This is a genomic window from Leptolyngbya sp. AN10 (genome assembly GCF_050565645.1).
Lineage (GTDB): Bacteria > Cyanobacteriota > Cyanobacteriia > Leptolyngbyales > Leptolyngbyaceae > Leptolyngbya.
Window position 1 is genome coordinate 52072 of sequence record NZ_JBNXVP010000010.1, and the last position, 13056, is coordinate 65127.

The window sequence follows — 13056 nt, forward strand, 5'->3', positions numbered from 1 at the left end:
TAAAATTTCTACCGAATCATACTGAAATCAATCGAGTTCTTATGTAAGATGTACTGTAATCAGAGTGAACTTTACGAAAAGAAATTCGTCGCTCATTCTCAGGGTTTAAGGGTGTCGATCTACGAAAGTAATGTGATGTGTAAAACGCGATCGCGTTTGCTTTGTCATGCAACCTGTATCAGTGCAAAAGCCGGGGTAGTCGATGAGCAGTGTTTTGGTAATCGAAGACGATCCAGAGATTCTAGAAAACATTGAGGAAATTCTAGAGCTACAGAGCTACGAAACATTGACGACCAGTAGCAGTCTGGCGGGGTTGCAGTTAGCAAAAGAAGCGCTCCCTAGCCTGGTGATTTGCGATGTCGTCATGCCCGAACTGGATGGCTATGGCGTTCTCAGCGAATTGCGGCAACAGGAAGAGACTGCCACAATTCCATTCATTTTCTTAACCGGGCGCTCTGAACGGGCTGACATCCGAATGGGAATGGAACTCGGAGCCGATGACTATCTGACTAAACCTTTCACTCAAGAAGAATTGATCGGTGCAGTGCAAAGCTGTTTGAACAAATACGATCGCTTATCTCGCCAACACGAAGCGCAGATTCAAGAATCCGAATCGATCGACAAACAACTCCAAACTGCTCAAGAACTTGCAGAGATGAACAGCGTTTTGCTGCAAAAACTCTCTCAAGGCTTGCGGCATCCCGTCTCGAACATTACGATCGCGACCTATATGCTGAAGCAGAATCTATCGAGCAAAGACTTCGATCGTTATATCGCAATCTTGGAAGAAGAATGTGCCCGCAGTACTTCTCTCTTGAATGAAGTCTCTGGTTTGCAGGAATATCTCAATCCTGCCAAAATCAATCTGCTCCGAGGCAAGCTCAAAGTCCGAATTCCGCTATAAGAGGGTGTTTGAAAAGCAATCGTTGATCGCCTAGATCGCCCCTCGAATGGAATTCGGGGCTATCGGAACAAGTCTGTTGAAACAGACTGAAGAGTATCTGACGGCTGGCTTTCAGTCCCCTTTAGGGGACTTTCTCCGATAGACCGTGATTTCTAATCACGGGTGGAACGCAATCGCAGTGAAGAATCTTTCTATACTTCTCCAACATCCTCTAAGTCGCTCTTTCGACAGACGAAATCATCACAGAACTGGCTTGAATGAAAAGCATGTCCTGTGCATGAATCACTATGAGCGGAGATCATTACGAAGACAAGTACACCGATCCAGACCTGCGCCGCCAAATCAAAGAGGAACTGTTGAACTCTGACAAAGGCGGCGAATCGGGGCAATGGTCAGCCCGCAAGAGCCAAATGCTAGTGCGCGAATACGAGAAGCGCGGCGGCAGCTATAAACAGTCAGAAAAAGACGAAGCAGCAAAATCTTTAGAAGAATGGACAGAAGCCGACTGGCAAACCGAAGACGGCAGCGATCGCGCTCGTGAAGGGGATGTTACCAAACGCTATTTGCCCAAAGCCGTCTGGGATAAACTCAGCGATGCCGAAAAAGCCGAAGCAGAACGCACCAAAGAAGAAGCCTCAAAACATGGTGAACAGTATGTCGAACTGCCACCCGCTGCTCAGAAAGCAATGCACGAATACGAAGCCGAACATCATCACGAAGACGATCGCGATTTGACCAAAGCCGAACTGTATGAGCAAGCAAAAACGCTTCACATTCCAGGACGGAGCAAGATGAATCGAGAAGAGTTACAGCAAGCGATCGACAATGCTGAACAACAGTAAACCACTCGTGGGATGATTGACTCAAATCGATTTGGAAGAGCACAATGCGGCGGGAGTTCAAGTTAGAAACACGATCGAAAACGCAGATCATCGATATCACTCCACAAGTTCAAGAAGCGGTGACTGCGAGTGGCATTCTAGAAGGTGCTTGCACAATCTATGTTCCACATACGACTGCTGCTGTGCTAATTCAAGAAAATGCTGATCCGAATGTGCATATCGATCTGTTGGATGCACTCGATCGCTTAATTCCCAAAGATCTCCCATACCTGCATCAAACCGTGAACAAGAATGCGCCTTCTCACATCAAAGGAGCTTTGATTGGGGAATCGAAAACCGTGTTTATCGGAGATGGGAAGCTATTACTAGGGCAGTATCAGTCGATTCATGTGTGTGAATTTGACGGACCTCGATCGCGCCAAGTCTGGCTCCGAATTGTTGCTGATTGAAACCACACAACATTATGAGTATTGCTTTTCTTAATCGGGTCTGGGAAGTACTACAAGAAGCTTTGGGTTCTGTTGAAATGGTGCGGTTTTTGCAGCAGTTCGATCGAGGAAATGGCAACTATACCTGCAATCGACATCAATGGCTTGAAGATCTGACCGTTGCCGATGTCATGCAGCAGATTCGACAGCAGCGGCAGAATTCGTCAACTGATCTTTAGGGGTTCTGGTTGCTCGATCGATGTTTGCGGTGGATTCTGTTTGCGAAACTCTTCTAGAAGGGTAAAGAATCGATCGAATGCCTCTTTGATCGCGTTTTGCTTTTACTCAGAATCTTGAGCAATCCACCCATAATCTGATTCAAGCTTATTGCGCATTAAGCGGACTTGAAGCCTGATATTTTAAGTCTTGAAAGTTTCTCGTCTATTATCTGATCCTTATACAAAGTCAGGTTTTTGAAGTAATTTCAAGGAATCACTTCACCCTCGCAAAGAACTAGAATTGTATTAACAAAACTTTTTAGCTCCGGACAAGCCTGAATTGCCAACATCAACTCATTCTTCTCTAGAATTTTCTTTTCGTGAATCGGCTTGCTGTAGTCTTGCCGTCGTCCTGCACGGAAGATCTCTCTGATGTGGTAGGACGGAGGTCTATGATGATTCACTGCTTCAGGAGAGCCACTGGGAGCAGAACGTCTGTGATCTGCCAAATCCTGAATAGTTGACCAGTAGGGTAAAAGCCACGCTTCAAAATCATGGAGCGCAGTGTGCGGATAAAATTGTGGATTGTTAGCCCACTCACGCATTTTGTCTTTAGCGTCATTCGCATCTCGAAAATCATTAGTTCCTGTATAAACATCTGTTAGAGCAATCACAGCATCATAAGCATTTGCCCCGGCTAACAAATTCTCAACAACCCGTCTGAGTTTATCCTCTTTAGGAATCCGACCATTTTGCGGGATGAACGTTAGTCTGGGCATCCTCTGATCCAACCGAGTTTTCAGAAAAGCACAAAGTTTCCCTTTGAAAGCGACTTCCGTCGCACCCTCGACCAAAATGGCAATCTTCACGGGCGACCTCCCATCAAATTCATTGCCCAAATTTGGTCAAGAGTATATTCCTCTAGCCACCTGTCCAAATCTAGTGTGTCAGCCCAAGTCATTGTTGCTGCACCTTCTTCTAGATCGCAAATTAAAATCTCGCGCGGTTCAAGGAATCGGATTAATCGGTCTGAATGCGTCGCCACTACAACTTGTGTTCGCTTTGAAGCTTCTCTCATTAAGTATACTAAGTGTCTCAGAAGTTCAGGATGCAAACTAACTTCTGGTTCGTCTAGCAATGTAATTGTTGTTAGACTTTCGCTTAGAAGCAATGCTGTCAACCACAAGAAGCGCAGTGTTCCCTCTGACAACTCATGGATGTAAATATCTTTAGTGAAGTTTCTGTCTGTCCAAGTCATGGAAAGCGTTCCCGCTGCAACCGGGGGAAAGTTTAGGCGTTTAAAGTCTGGAAATGCCGTACCAAGAATATCTTCAATCATCTCGAACCTGTCTCGATTAGTTTGCTGAAGATAGTACAGAGAAGATACTAAATCTTCACCTCTTGCACCTGGCAAGGTTGCAGGGCGCATCGGTTGAGGAAGCCGAATTGGGCTTTTCTCAGACACGTCGAGTGCCCCATAATAAGTACAACCAGCTAGGCTCTTTCTTAAATTTTCAGGCTCACGATACATCTTGGGAACCTGAGAAAGTGACGTTTCAAAAGGGTCATGCTCCCAACTCGGTCTTACTAGACCGCTACCACCCTCAAAATATTTAATATCTGCACCATGTGAGTCGATGTATTTGAGCGGCTCTCGCTTATTTGGATCGCGCTGCTGAGTGAGAGTTTCATTGGTAATTTCATAAGCGACAAGATTATTGGGAGAGGGAGACAACGTAAAGCCGTACTTTAATGGTTCCTGGTTTGAGACTCTCATCGAGATACCAATTTCAAGATCCTGCGCTTTACCTCTTGTTAAAACCTCTGTTAAACCGCCTTTAAGTTGCAGCGTATCTCGTAGGGTTCCATTGCCGGAAGCAGCCAGTACAGAAAGAACATCTAAAAAAGAAGTCTTCCCTGCTCCATTTGGACCAATCATTACCATGAGGTCTCTCATTTGAAGCTCAATGTGTTGAAGACGACGAAATCCTTTTACTGATATAGTTTCAAACCCATCCTTGCGATTTACCATATTTTTAAGAACCAAGATTGATTGAGTTGTTAAGTGCAAATCATCCCAAGTATATCTATATTGAGTTTTCTAAGAAGATGGTTGAAACAAGATTGGCTAAAAATCGAATTGCCCTGAAAAATTAATCGCCAAAAATCACCCTTGCCGCATTAGCATAGAGGAGTGATGGATTTTTATTCGCCCCGACGATCGCTAAAACAAGGACACTGGTTCAAACTCATCTGTGGAGCCAGTTTCCAGCATCTCCCTGCCATTCGCACCCTCGCTTTGGTGTATGCGCTTGCCGGGGCAGATTGTATTGATGTTGCCGCAGATCCAGCGATCGTATCTACCGCACGAGAAGCGTTAGCGATCGCGAATCAATTCTCAGATCAAGCCCGCGATCGCGGTTATAATCCTTCGCTTCCGTGGCTCATGGTCAGTCTGAATGACGGTGAAGATCCACACTTTCGCAAAGCTGAATTTAATCCGGCACTCTGTCCTCCGGATTGTTCAAGACCTTGTGAATCAATCTGTCCAGCAGAGGCGATCAATCATTCTGGTGTGATTGACGATCGCTGTTATGGATGCGGTCGCTGTGTGCCGATTTGCCCGATTGGACACATTGCAACTCGTTCATACGTATACGCGCCTGAAGTGATATCGCCAATGTTGTTGCAGGCGGGAATTGATGCGATCGAAATTCATACGCAAATTGGGCGAATTGAGGATTTCAAACGATTGTGGAACTCGATCGCGCCTTGGGTCGATCGATTGAAACTCATTGCGATTAGCTGCCCGGATGGAGACGGATTCATCGAATATCTATGGTCGCTGTATGAATTGATTCAGCCCTTGCCTTGTGAATTAATTTGGCAGACTGATGGTAGACCGATGAGCGGCGACATTGGAGACGGAGCCACCCGTGCTTGTGTGAAATTGGGTGAAAAAGTTCTCTCCACAGAGATACCCGGATATATTCAACTCGCAGGAGGTACAAACCGCCATACAGTCCCCAAGCTAGAAGCGTTGGGAATGTTGCACAATAGAAATAGAACATCCGTTTCGAGGTGGGTGTCTGGAATTGCTTACGGGAGTTACGCTCGGAGTCTACTGTTACCTGTGCTGAATCAGTTAGAAGCGATGGAAATGATGCCCTTGAACTGTCGATCGACCGTTTTAATCGAAACCGTTCCGGATCTGCTCTGGCAAGCTGTTGAACTTGCAGCCCCGCTCGTGAGTCAAATTAAATCACCCAATCGTATCCTACAAGTGATTTAACATACACCAGAGAGAAAACAAGATCCCCTACCCTAATCACAAGACAGTTTTCCCTGTCTCTTTCTCCCAGACATAGAACACATGGCAGAATATAGTCCCGTTCCTTTCGCTCAGTCCGATTTTAGTCAGTCACCTGACACCGAATTGACCGCTACAGATGAAAACCGGATGCAAACTACTGACGATTTAACGAAACTTTTAGAGATCCTTCCGACTCATTTACGCGATCGCTTACTGCAACATCCCCAACTCGATCGCTTAGTCGAAGTCGTGATGGACTTAGGACGATTCCCTGAAGCTCGTTTCCCTGGCAAAGCTGAATATCTGTCGGATACGCCGATTACGAAAGAGGATCTGGCAGAAAGTACGAGAAAAGTTGGCGACTTTGGGGGCGATAATCGTGCAGGGATTGAGAAGACCTTGCACCGGATTAGCGCAATTCGGAACCGTCGCGGCGAGGTGATTGGTCTAACCTGTCGTGTGGGACGGGCGATTTTTGGCACGATCGGGATGATTCGCGATTTGGTCGAAAGTGGTCGATCGATTCTCATGCTGGGTCGTCCGGGTGTGGGTAAAACGACTGCCCTGCGGGAAATTGCGCGGGTGTTGGCGGATGAACTCGATAAGCGAGTCGTGATTATCGATACTTCTAATGAAATTGCAGGCGATGGAGATGTGCCGCATCCCGCGATCGGTCGTGCTCGTCGAATGCAGGTGGCTCGTCCTGAACTTCAACACCAAGTGATGATTGAAGCGGTCGAAAACCACATGCCAGAAGTGATTGTGATCGATGAGATTGGAACTGAGTTGGAAGCACTCGCGGCGAGAACGATCGCAGAACGCGGTGTGCAACTGGTTGGAACCGCTCACGGGAACAAGTTGGAGAATCTGATCAAAAACCCAACACTTTCAGATTTGGTTGGCGGTATCCAGTCGGTCACGTTGGGAGACGAAGAGGCTCGCAGACGAGGAACACAGAAGAGTGTGCTTGAACGGAAAGCGCCACCGACCTTTGATATTGCTGTCGAAATGATGGAGCGGCAGAAATGGGTCGTGCATGAAGAGGTTTCGGACACGATCGACATTCTTTTGCGCGGTAGACAGCCGAATCCACAAACTCGCACCACCGACGACGAAGGCAATGTGACGATTACGCACGAAACGCCACAAGCACCCGAACCCCGGAGCCGTCCGCAAGCCGTTCCTGAGATTGGCAACTATTTCTCGAATCAGCCGCGAGGATGGCGATCGTCGGGTCGAATGAAAGCGGTTTCAAGTCAGAGTAATGTTCGCACTCTGACTCCTGAACAGCAATCGTTTGAAAGGATGCTAGATGAGTCTTTGGGACGCAGTTTCGATACGGTTGAAGCCGAATCGTTTCCGGGTCCAAACGGCGAGGAATTGCCGCTGCACGTTTATCCGTATGGAGTCAGTCGGCAGCAACTTGATCAGGTGATTCAAACGCTGAATTTGCCTGTGTTGTTGACCAAAGATATGGAAGGAGCCGATGCGGTGTTGGCTTTACGATCGCACGTCAAAAACCATGCCAAACTGCGTCATCTGGCAAAAACTCGTCAGATTCCGATTCATACTGTGAAATCAAATAGCGTTCCTCAAATTGCGATCGCGCTTCGACGGGTTTTAAACATGGATGAACCCGGTGTGCCCGGTGAAGCTGAGTTGAGTCTGATTGTTCGAGGAGACAATGAGGACGAGATTGAAGCACTCGAAGAAGCAAGACTGGCAGTCGAACAGATTGTGATTCCGAAAGGGCAACCTGTGGAGTTATTACCTCGATCGGCAACGGTGCGAAAGATGCAGCACGAATTAGTGGAGCATTATCGTCTGAAGTCGCGTAGTTTTGGTGAGGAACCGAATCGACGATTGCGGATTTATCCAGCGTAAGAAGAGTGGGGAGTGGGGAGTGGGGAGAACCAAATTAAAGTTCCCCTACCCCCCACTCCCTACTCCCTACCTGATAAACTCGAATCTCTACTCATTTTCGTCATTTCGATCATGCTTGAGTTCATTCGCTCCGATCTGGCTCAATTTGCGGCATACAACACGCAGCACACGGATAACGCTCATCTCGATCACCCCGATCGATTAGATGTAAACGAAAATCCGTATGATCTGCCTGAAGAACTCAAGCAAAAACTCGCTTGGACTTGGCAAACTCAGATCGAATCGAATCGGTATCCAGATGGCGGATACTTAGCGCTGAAAGATGCGATCGCAGAATACGTCAACGAAACAGCAAACACAGAATTTACCAATCCGAATATTTCAGTCGGCAACGGATCGGATGAATTGATTCGATCGTTGTTAATGTCTACTTGCTTGAATGGCGAAGGTTCGATTCTAGTCGCAAATCCGACCTTTTCAATGTACGGGATTTTGGCGAAGACTTTAGGAATTCCGGTGATTAGTGTCGATCGCTCTGAGAGCAATTTTGAGATTGATTTAACGCAGGCGCAAACTGAGATCGAAACAAATCCGATTCGAGTCGTTTTCGTCGTACATCCGAATTCTCCGACTGGAAATGCGCTGAGAGAAGCAGAAATCCAATGGTTGCGAAGCTTGCCGCAGAATATTCTTGTCGTCATTGATGAAGCGTATTTCGAGTTTAGTCAGACGACTTTAGCAGGAGAACTATCAGCGCATCCGAACTGGGTGATTTTGAGAACGTTTTCCAAGGCGTTTCGGTTGGCAGCGCATCGAGTTGGATATGCGATCGCTCATCCCGAATTAATCGAAGCCTTGGAAAAAATGCGCTTACCGTTTAACTTACCAAGTTTCTCGATTTCCGCTGCTCGTCTCGCTTTATCGGAACGGCATTCTCTTTTGGCAGTCGTAGCTGAATTGTTGGAACAGAGATCGCAGATTCAAGCCCAATTAGAACAGCTTCCGAATTTGCAGACTTGGCGGAGTGATGCCAATTTTATCTATGCTCGATCGACAAAAGATTTAGCTGAACTTTGCGATCGACTAAGACAGCAAGGCACGATCATTCGGCATACTGGGGGCGGATTGCGAATCACGATCGGAACACCTGACGAAAATCAGCGAATGTTCGATCGACTCTCTGCTTTGCTCAAACACTAAAAAAGAGCTTACGGGTTGTAAGCTCTCTGAGATTTTGAGTAAACCAATTAAACCTAACCCAGCAGATATGCAGATTTCAGTGCCCAGAAAATCAAGACTGCAATGCTTCCTAAAATCAAGGTGGCAGAAGTCGCAATTGCGATCGGACTATCCGCACCATCAAATTTCATAATTCCGCGATTCAGATCTGATGCCATCGTTCGCACTCCAACATAACAACTCGGTGATTACTTCTAGGCTAATCACGATTTTCTGTTTGCCCTTCTTTCTCAAGCATTATTTTATCTTTTAGGTCTCATAAGTCCAGGTAATCAAAAAGACAGAGAAACCGGACAAAATTCTCCGTCTTGAGTTGGCGCAATTCGCTATCCCAATCCTGTACTTTTCACTTGCAAAGCGGAACTCATCCGATACCGTTGGAGCGCTCCTGTGATTTGAACTGCGATCGACTCAAATCCTTGATACAACTGTTTCGGCAATGCTCTCAGCAAGTAAGCCGCAAAGAGCGTTTGCAGGGTTCGATGAGGTTCTTCGATCAAAATTGTGCTGTAAGTTGAAAGCGACTGATGAATTAAATCGATCGCCATTGCTCCATCGCGTAACGAAACGGCTCGTCTTGCCAAATGGCGATATTGATATGCCATCGCGGGCGCGTTCCATTCTGCGGCTTTACGCGGTGTCCAACTTTCCAAATCTTGCAGCATCGCTTCCCAAGAGTGGAGTTTCTTCATTAACTGCGCCGAATAGCTCTGAGAACTAATCCGATACAGCGTTAGAGCCTCTGGAATGCCCTCGAACTTACACTTGGTTTTCAGAGCAATCCTGATCCAGCACTCGACATCTTCGGAGGGGTGCAAGCGTCGATCGGGGTTGAAATAACACACCTCTCCCGCAGCATTCACAAACTCAATTTGTTCCAGAATCGATCGACGAATTACCGGAACTGAACCATTCCCGATCGGGGTTCGACAAAGCAAATCGATCGGCGTAATATCACTCATTTTCGTCAGTTGCAGCAAGCCCATATCGTTGCCTTTGTCATCAATAAAGCGAGACGGGCAGAAACTCACACCGACTTCAGGATTACGATCGAGATGCTCGATATGTTTCACCAGTTTATTTTCGTCCCACAAGTCATCGCCGTCTAGAAAGGCGACGTATTCCCCTTGAGCCTGCCGAATGCCGAGATTACGAGCCGCTGCGGGTCCTTGATTCTCTTGATGTAAAATCTTGATTCGCGGATCGGTAAACTGTTGGCAAATTTCGATACTGCGATCGGGTGAGCCGTCATTTACCAAAAGCACCTCAAAGTGCGGGTAGGTCTGGTTTAGAACGGATTGAACTGTTTTTTCTATATAGGCTTCGACGTTGTAAACCGGAATGACAACCGTAATTTTAGTGATCATGAGAAGCTATCGAAAAACACATGTCCGTAATTTTCCGAGTAGTAAGAGGCAATCTCCAACGGTAGCGTCAATAACTTTATGGCGGGATTACAAACCATGAACCAAATAAAAAGCCTCCGCAAAGTGACGAAGGCTTAAAACGTATATTTACGGTTACTGAGATGGATTACACGCTGATGGATACGGGTGATTTTACTGGGCGAATCACGACTTGCTGATCCTCATCGACATCGACGATCGCAGTATCTCCCGCTTGAATTTGTCCAGCTAAGAATGCTTCCGCCAAACTATCTTCAAGCAATCGAGCGATCGCACGACGCAATGGACGCGCACCGTAACTCGGATTGTAACCATCGACCACGACGCGCTCTTTGAAGCGATCGCTGACTTCGAGCAAGATGCCTTGTTCTGCAATCCGGGCTGCCGCATCTCGAATCATCAAGTCGGCAATCTGAACCACTTCAGGACGAGACAATTGACGGAAGACAATGATTTCATCGATGCGGTTGAGAAATTCCGGTCGGAAATATTGCTTCAATTCGTCGTTCACTAGAGTACGGATGCGGTTGTACTGAATCGACTCATCAGAGCCAGTCTCAGTCGCGAATCCTAATCCTGCGCCCCCTTTCTCGATCACTTTCGAGCCTAAGTTCGAGGTCATGATCAAGACTGTGTTCTTGAAGCTGACGGTGCGACCCTTAGCATCGGTCAAACGACCATCATCTAAAAGTTGCAGCATCATATTGAAGACATCGGGGTGAGCCTTCTCGACTTCATCGAACAGAATCACCGTGTACGGATTGCGGCGAACGGCTTCGGTCAGTTGTCCACCTTCGTCGTATCCGATGTATCCAGGAGGCGAACCGATCAGTTTAGAAACGGTGTGCGATTCCATGTACTCGGACATATCGAGACGAATCATCGCATCTTCTGATCCGAAGACTGCTGCTGCTAGAGCTTTCGCGAGTTCGGTCTTACCCACTCCAGTCGGACCAGAGAAGATAAAGGATGCGATCGGGCGATTCGGATCTTGTAATCCCACACGAGAACGCTTAATCGATCGAGCTACTGCGGTCACGGCTTCTTCTTGTCCGATCACACGCTGATGCAACACTTCGTCTAAGTGCAACAACATCGCCGATTCGGATTCAGTCAGCTTGCTCACCGGAATGCTCGTCCAGGAAGAAATCACTTGAGCGATATCTTCTTCGGTGACGACGGGCATTGCTCCATCGGGAACATCCACTGCAATCTGTTTTTCGAGTTCAATTTCTCGATCGCGCAATTGTCCAGCTTTGTCAAAATCCTGAGCCGCCACGGTCGCTTGCTTTTCTTTCTGAACTTGACGCAGTTCTTTTTTCAGCGCTTTCACGGCTGGATTCGTATTCCGTAAGCGCACGAGTGAACCTGCTTCGTCGATTAAGTCGATCGCTTTATCCGGCAGGAATCGATCCATGATGTAGCGATCGGCAAGATGCGCTGCTGCTTCTACGGCTGAATCATCGATCCGCAATTGATGGTGCTGCTCATAGCGATCGCGCAATCCACGCAGAATGTCGATCGTTTCTTCAACAGTCGGTTCGCCCACCATGACAGGCTGAAATCGCCGTTCTAAAGCGGCATCTCGCTCAATATGCTGACGGTATTCATCCAACGTCGTTGCACCTAAGCATTGCAGCAAACCACGCGCCAGAGCAGGCTTCATAATATTTGCCGCATCCATGCCGCCACCCGTCGAGCCAGCGCCCACAAGCGTATGAATTTCGTCGATGACGAGAATGATATTGCCGGATTCTTGGACTTCATCCAGGATTTGTTTCATCCGTTCTTCAAACTCGCCCCGGAAGCGTGTTCCAGCCAGCAAGCTACCCATATCAAGCATGAACACTTGCTTATCTTGCAGCAAATCGGGAACCGCTTGATCGTAAATGCGCTGCGCCAATCCTTCCGCGATCGCAGTCTTACCGACTCCAGGTTCGCCCACCAAAACGGGATTATTCTTGGTGCGACGACCGAGAATTTGAATCACTCGATCGAGTTCTTTTTGCCGTCCGATCATCGGATCGAGCTTTCCTTCGGCAGCCATTTGGGTCAAATTCGTCCCAAACTCATTCAGTGCGGGAGTCTTCTTATTGTTGACAACTTTGCGTGGAGCAGGTTTTCCAGCAGCAACGGGTTCTTCTTGAGAGCGAGCCACTTGAGCGCGAACAACATCTGGATTCAGACCCAACTGGCTGAGAACCTTGATTGCTACGCCTTGGTTATCGTCCACCAAGGACAAAAGAATATGCTCCGATCGCACATAGCGCATTCCCATCAATTGGGCTTGTTGTAGCGCACGTTCAAGAATTTGGCGGGTTTTGGGCGTAAAGGGAAGTTCTCCAAACGACGAGCCAGATCCACGACCGACGATTTTTTCAACTTCTAATCGTGCATTCTCTAAATTCGCACCTAGCTCATTTAAAACCGAGGATGCGATCGTATCATCTTGTCTGAGTAAGCCCAGCAAAATTGCTTCTGTGCCCACGGAGTTTTGCCGAAGCTTACGAGCTTCTTCCTGGGCAAACATGATGGTCTCGATCGCCTGATCGGTGAAGTATTCAAACATCGGGCTTTCTCCACTATGCGAGGTCTGCGCTGAGTCTCTGTAACGGAGTGTCAGCGACAGAGAGCAACGAACTATAGTCAGTTGTAAACTTTTCTATCGTTCTTCACCCCACTCTAGCGGGGGAGTCTAACTCGCAACGAGGGAGGATAACCGTCAAAAAATCGGGTCAACCGTACTGGTTTGAGGGTGAGCGATCGGGAGAGTGGGGAGTGGGGAGTGGGGAGAAAATAATCCAATCTCTTCTACTCCCTAC

General features: G+C 47.4%; 12 protein-coding genes. 7 read left to right on the forward strand and 5 right to left on the reverse strand.

The window, feature by feature from the left end; genetic code table 11:
• The first annotated feature begins 202 nt into the window (after positions 1–202).
• From ACQ4M5_RS15820 to ACQ4M5_RS15835, 4 genes are all read left to right on the forward strand, one after another.
• Positions 203–904, forward strand: a complete 702-nt coding sequence (locus ACQ4M5_RS15820; protein ID WP_430676604.1) for a response regulator transcription factor — start codon at positions 203–205, stop codon at positions 902–904.
• Between the two features lie 287 nt (positions 905–1191).
• On the forward strand, positions 1192–1746 hold the full coding sequence (locus ACQ4M5_RS15825; RefSeq protein WP_430676605.1) for a hypothetical protein: 555 nt from the start codon (positions 1192–1194) through the stop codon (positions 1744–1746).
• A 44-nt stretch (positions 1747–1790) separates the two neighbouring features.
• Positions 1791–2195: a secondary thiamine-phosphate synthase enzyme YjbQ gene (locus tag ACQ4M5_RS15830; RefSeq protein ID WP_430676606.1), complete on the forward strand. Its 405-nt coding sequence runs from the start codon at positions 1791–1793 to the stop codon at positions 2193–2195.
• Positions 2196–2209: 14 nt separating this feature from the next.
• On the forward strand, positions 2210–2413 hold the full coding sequence (locus ACQ4M5_RS15835) for a hypothetical protein (RefSeq protein WP_430676607.1): 204 nt from the start codon (positions 2210–2212) through the stop codon (positions 2411–2413).
• A gap of 245 nt (positions 2414–2658) precedes the next feature.
• Here ACQ4M5_RS15835 and ACQ4M5_RS15840 read toward each other — a convergent pair whose 3' ends face one another.
• Together ACQ4M5_RS15840 and ACQ4M5_RS15845 are read right to left on the reverse strand one after the other, a co-directional pair.
• Positions 2659–3261: a DUF4276 family protein gene (locus ACQ4M5_RS15840; protein ID WP_430676608.1), complete on the reverse strand. Its 603-nt coding sequence runs from the start codon at positions 3259–3261 to the stop codon at positions 2659–2661.
• Positions 3258–4424 carry an AAA family ATPase gene (locus ACQ4M5_RS15845; protein ID WP_430676609.1) on the reverse strand — a complete coding sequence of 389 codons (1167 nt, stop codon included), beginning with the start codon at positions 4422–4424 and terminating at the stop codon, positions 3258–3260. The genes ACQ4M5_RS15840 and ACQ4M5_RS15845 overlap by 4 nt, the downstream gene beginning before the upstream one ends.
• A gap of 165 nt (positions 4425–4589) precedes the next feature.
• Here ACQ4M5_RS15845 and ldpA point away from each other — a divergent pair, with 165 nt between their 5' ends.
• The 3 genes from ldpA to ACQ4M5_RS15860 all read left to right on the forward strand — a co-directional run bounded on the left by ldpA (position 4590) and on the right by ACQ4M5_RS15860 (position 8789).
• A complete protein-coding gene (ldpA, locus tag ACQ4M5_RS15850) occupies positions 4590–5684 on the forward strand; it encodes a circadian clock protein LdpA (RefSeq protein WP_430676610.1) in 1095 nt (364 codons plus the stop codon).
• A gap of 168 nt (positions 5685–5852) precedes the next feature.
• Positions 5853–7589 carry a R3H domain-containing nucleic acid-binding protein gene (locus ACQ4M5_RS15855; RefSeq protein ID WP_430676752.1) on the forward strand — a complete coding sequence of 579 codons (1737 nt, stop codon included), beginning with the start codon at positions 5853–5855 and terminating at the stop codon, positions 7587–7589.
• A 111-nt stretch (positions 7590–7700) separates the two neighbouring features.
• Positions 7701–8789, forward strand: a complete 1089-nt coding sequence (locus ACQ4M5_RS15860; RefSeq protein WP_430676611.1) for a histidinol-phosphate transaminase — start codon at positions 7701–7703, stop codon at positions 8787–8789.
• Positions 8790–8842: 53 nt separating this feature from the next.
• Here ACQ4M5_RS15860 and ACQ4M5_RS15865 read toward each other — a convergent pair whose 3' ends face one another.
• From ACQ4M5_RS15865 to ACQ4M5_RS15875, 3 genes are all read right to left on the reverse strand, one after another.
• A complete protein-coding gene (locus ACQ4M5_RS15865; RefSeq protein ID WP_430676612.1) occupies positions 8843–8986 on the reverse strand; it encodes a hypothetical protein in 144 nt (47 codons plus the stop codon).
• Positions 8987–9154: 168 nt separating this feature from the next.
• Positions 9155–10195 carry a glycosyltransferase family 2 protein gene (locus ACQ4M5_RS15870; protein WP_430676613.1) on the reverse strand — a complete coding sequence of 347 codons (1041 nt, stop codon included), beginning with the start codon at positions 10193–10195 and terminating at the stop codon, positions 9155–9157.
• 166 nt (positions 10196–10361) lie between these two features.
• Positions 10362–12803, reverse strand: a complete 2442-nt coding sequence (locus ACQ4M5_RS15875) for an ATP-dependent Clp protease ATP-binding subunit (protein WP_430676614.1) — start codon at positions 12801–12803, stop codon at positions 10362–10364.
• Between the last annotated feature and the right edge of the window lie 253 nt (positions 12804–13056).

What these genes read in the sequence shown, in the direction of transcription:
- ACQ4M5_RS15820 (WP_430676604.1), top strand. Translation starts at nt 203, where the DNA reads ATGAGCAGTGTTTTGGTAATCGAAGACGATCCAGAGATTCTAGAAAAC.
- ACQ4M5_RS15825 (WP_430676605.1), top strand. Translation starts at nt 1,192, where the DNA reads ATGAGCGGAGATCATTACGAAGACAAGTACACCGATCCAGACCTGCGC.
- ACQ4M5_RS15830 (WP_430676606.1), top strand. Translation starts at nt 1,791, where the DNA reads ATGCGGCGGGAGTTCAAGTTAGAAACACGATCGAAAACGCAGATCATC.
- ACQ4M5_RS15835 (WP_430676607.1), top strand. Translation starts at nt 2,210, where the DNA reads ATGAGTATTGCTTTTCTTAATCGGGTCTGGGAAGTACTACAAGAAGCT.
- ACQ4M5_RS15845 (WP_430676609.1), bottom strand. Translation starts at nt 4,424, where the DNA reads ATGGTAAATCGCAAGGATGGGTTTGAAACTATATCAGTAAAAGGATTT.
- ldpA (WP_430676610.1), top strand. Translation starts at nt 4,590, where the DNA reads ATGGATTTTTATTCGCCCCGACGATCGCTAAAACAAGGACACTGGTTC.
- ACQ4M5_RS15855 (WP_430676752.1), top strand. Translation starts at nt 5,853, where the DNA reads ATGCAAACTACTGACGATTTAACGAAACTTTTAGAGATCCTTCCGACT.
- ACQ4M5_RS15860 (WP_430676611.1), top strand. Translation starts at nt 7,701, where the DNA reads ATGCTTGAGTTCATTCGCTCCGATCTGGCTCAATTTGCGGCATACAAC.
- ACQ4M5_RS15865 (WP_430676612.1), bottom strand. Translation starts at nt 8,986, where the DNA reads ATGGCATCAGATCTGAATCGCGGAATTATGAAATTTGATGGTGCGGAT.
- ACQ4M5_RS15870 (WP_430676613.1), bottom strand. Translation starts at nt 10,195, where the DNA reads ATGATCACTAAAATTACGGTTGTCATTCCGGTTTACAACGTCGAAGCC.
- ACQ4M5_RS15875 (WP_430676614.1), bottom strand. Translation starts at nt 12,803, where the DNA reads ATGTTTGAATACTTCACCGATCAGGCGATCGAGACCATCATGTTTGCC.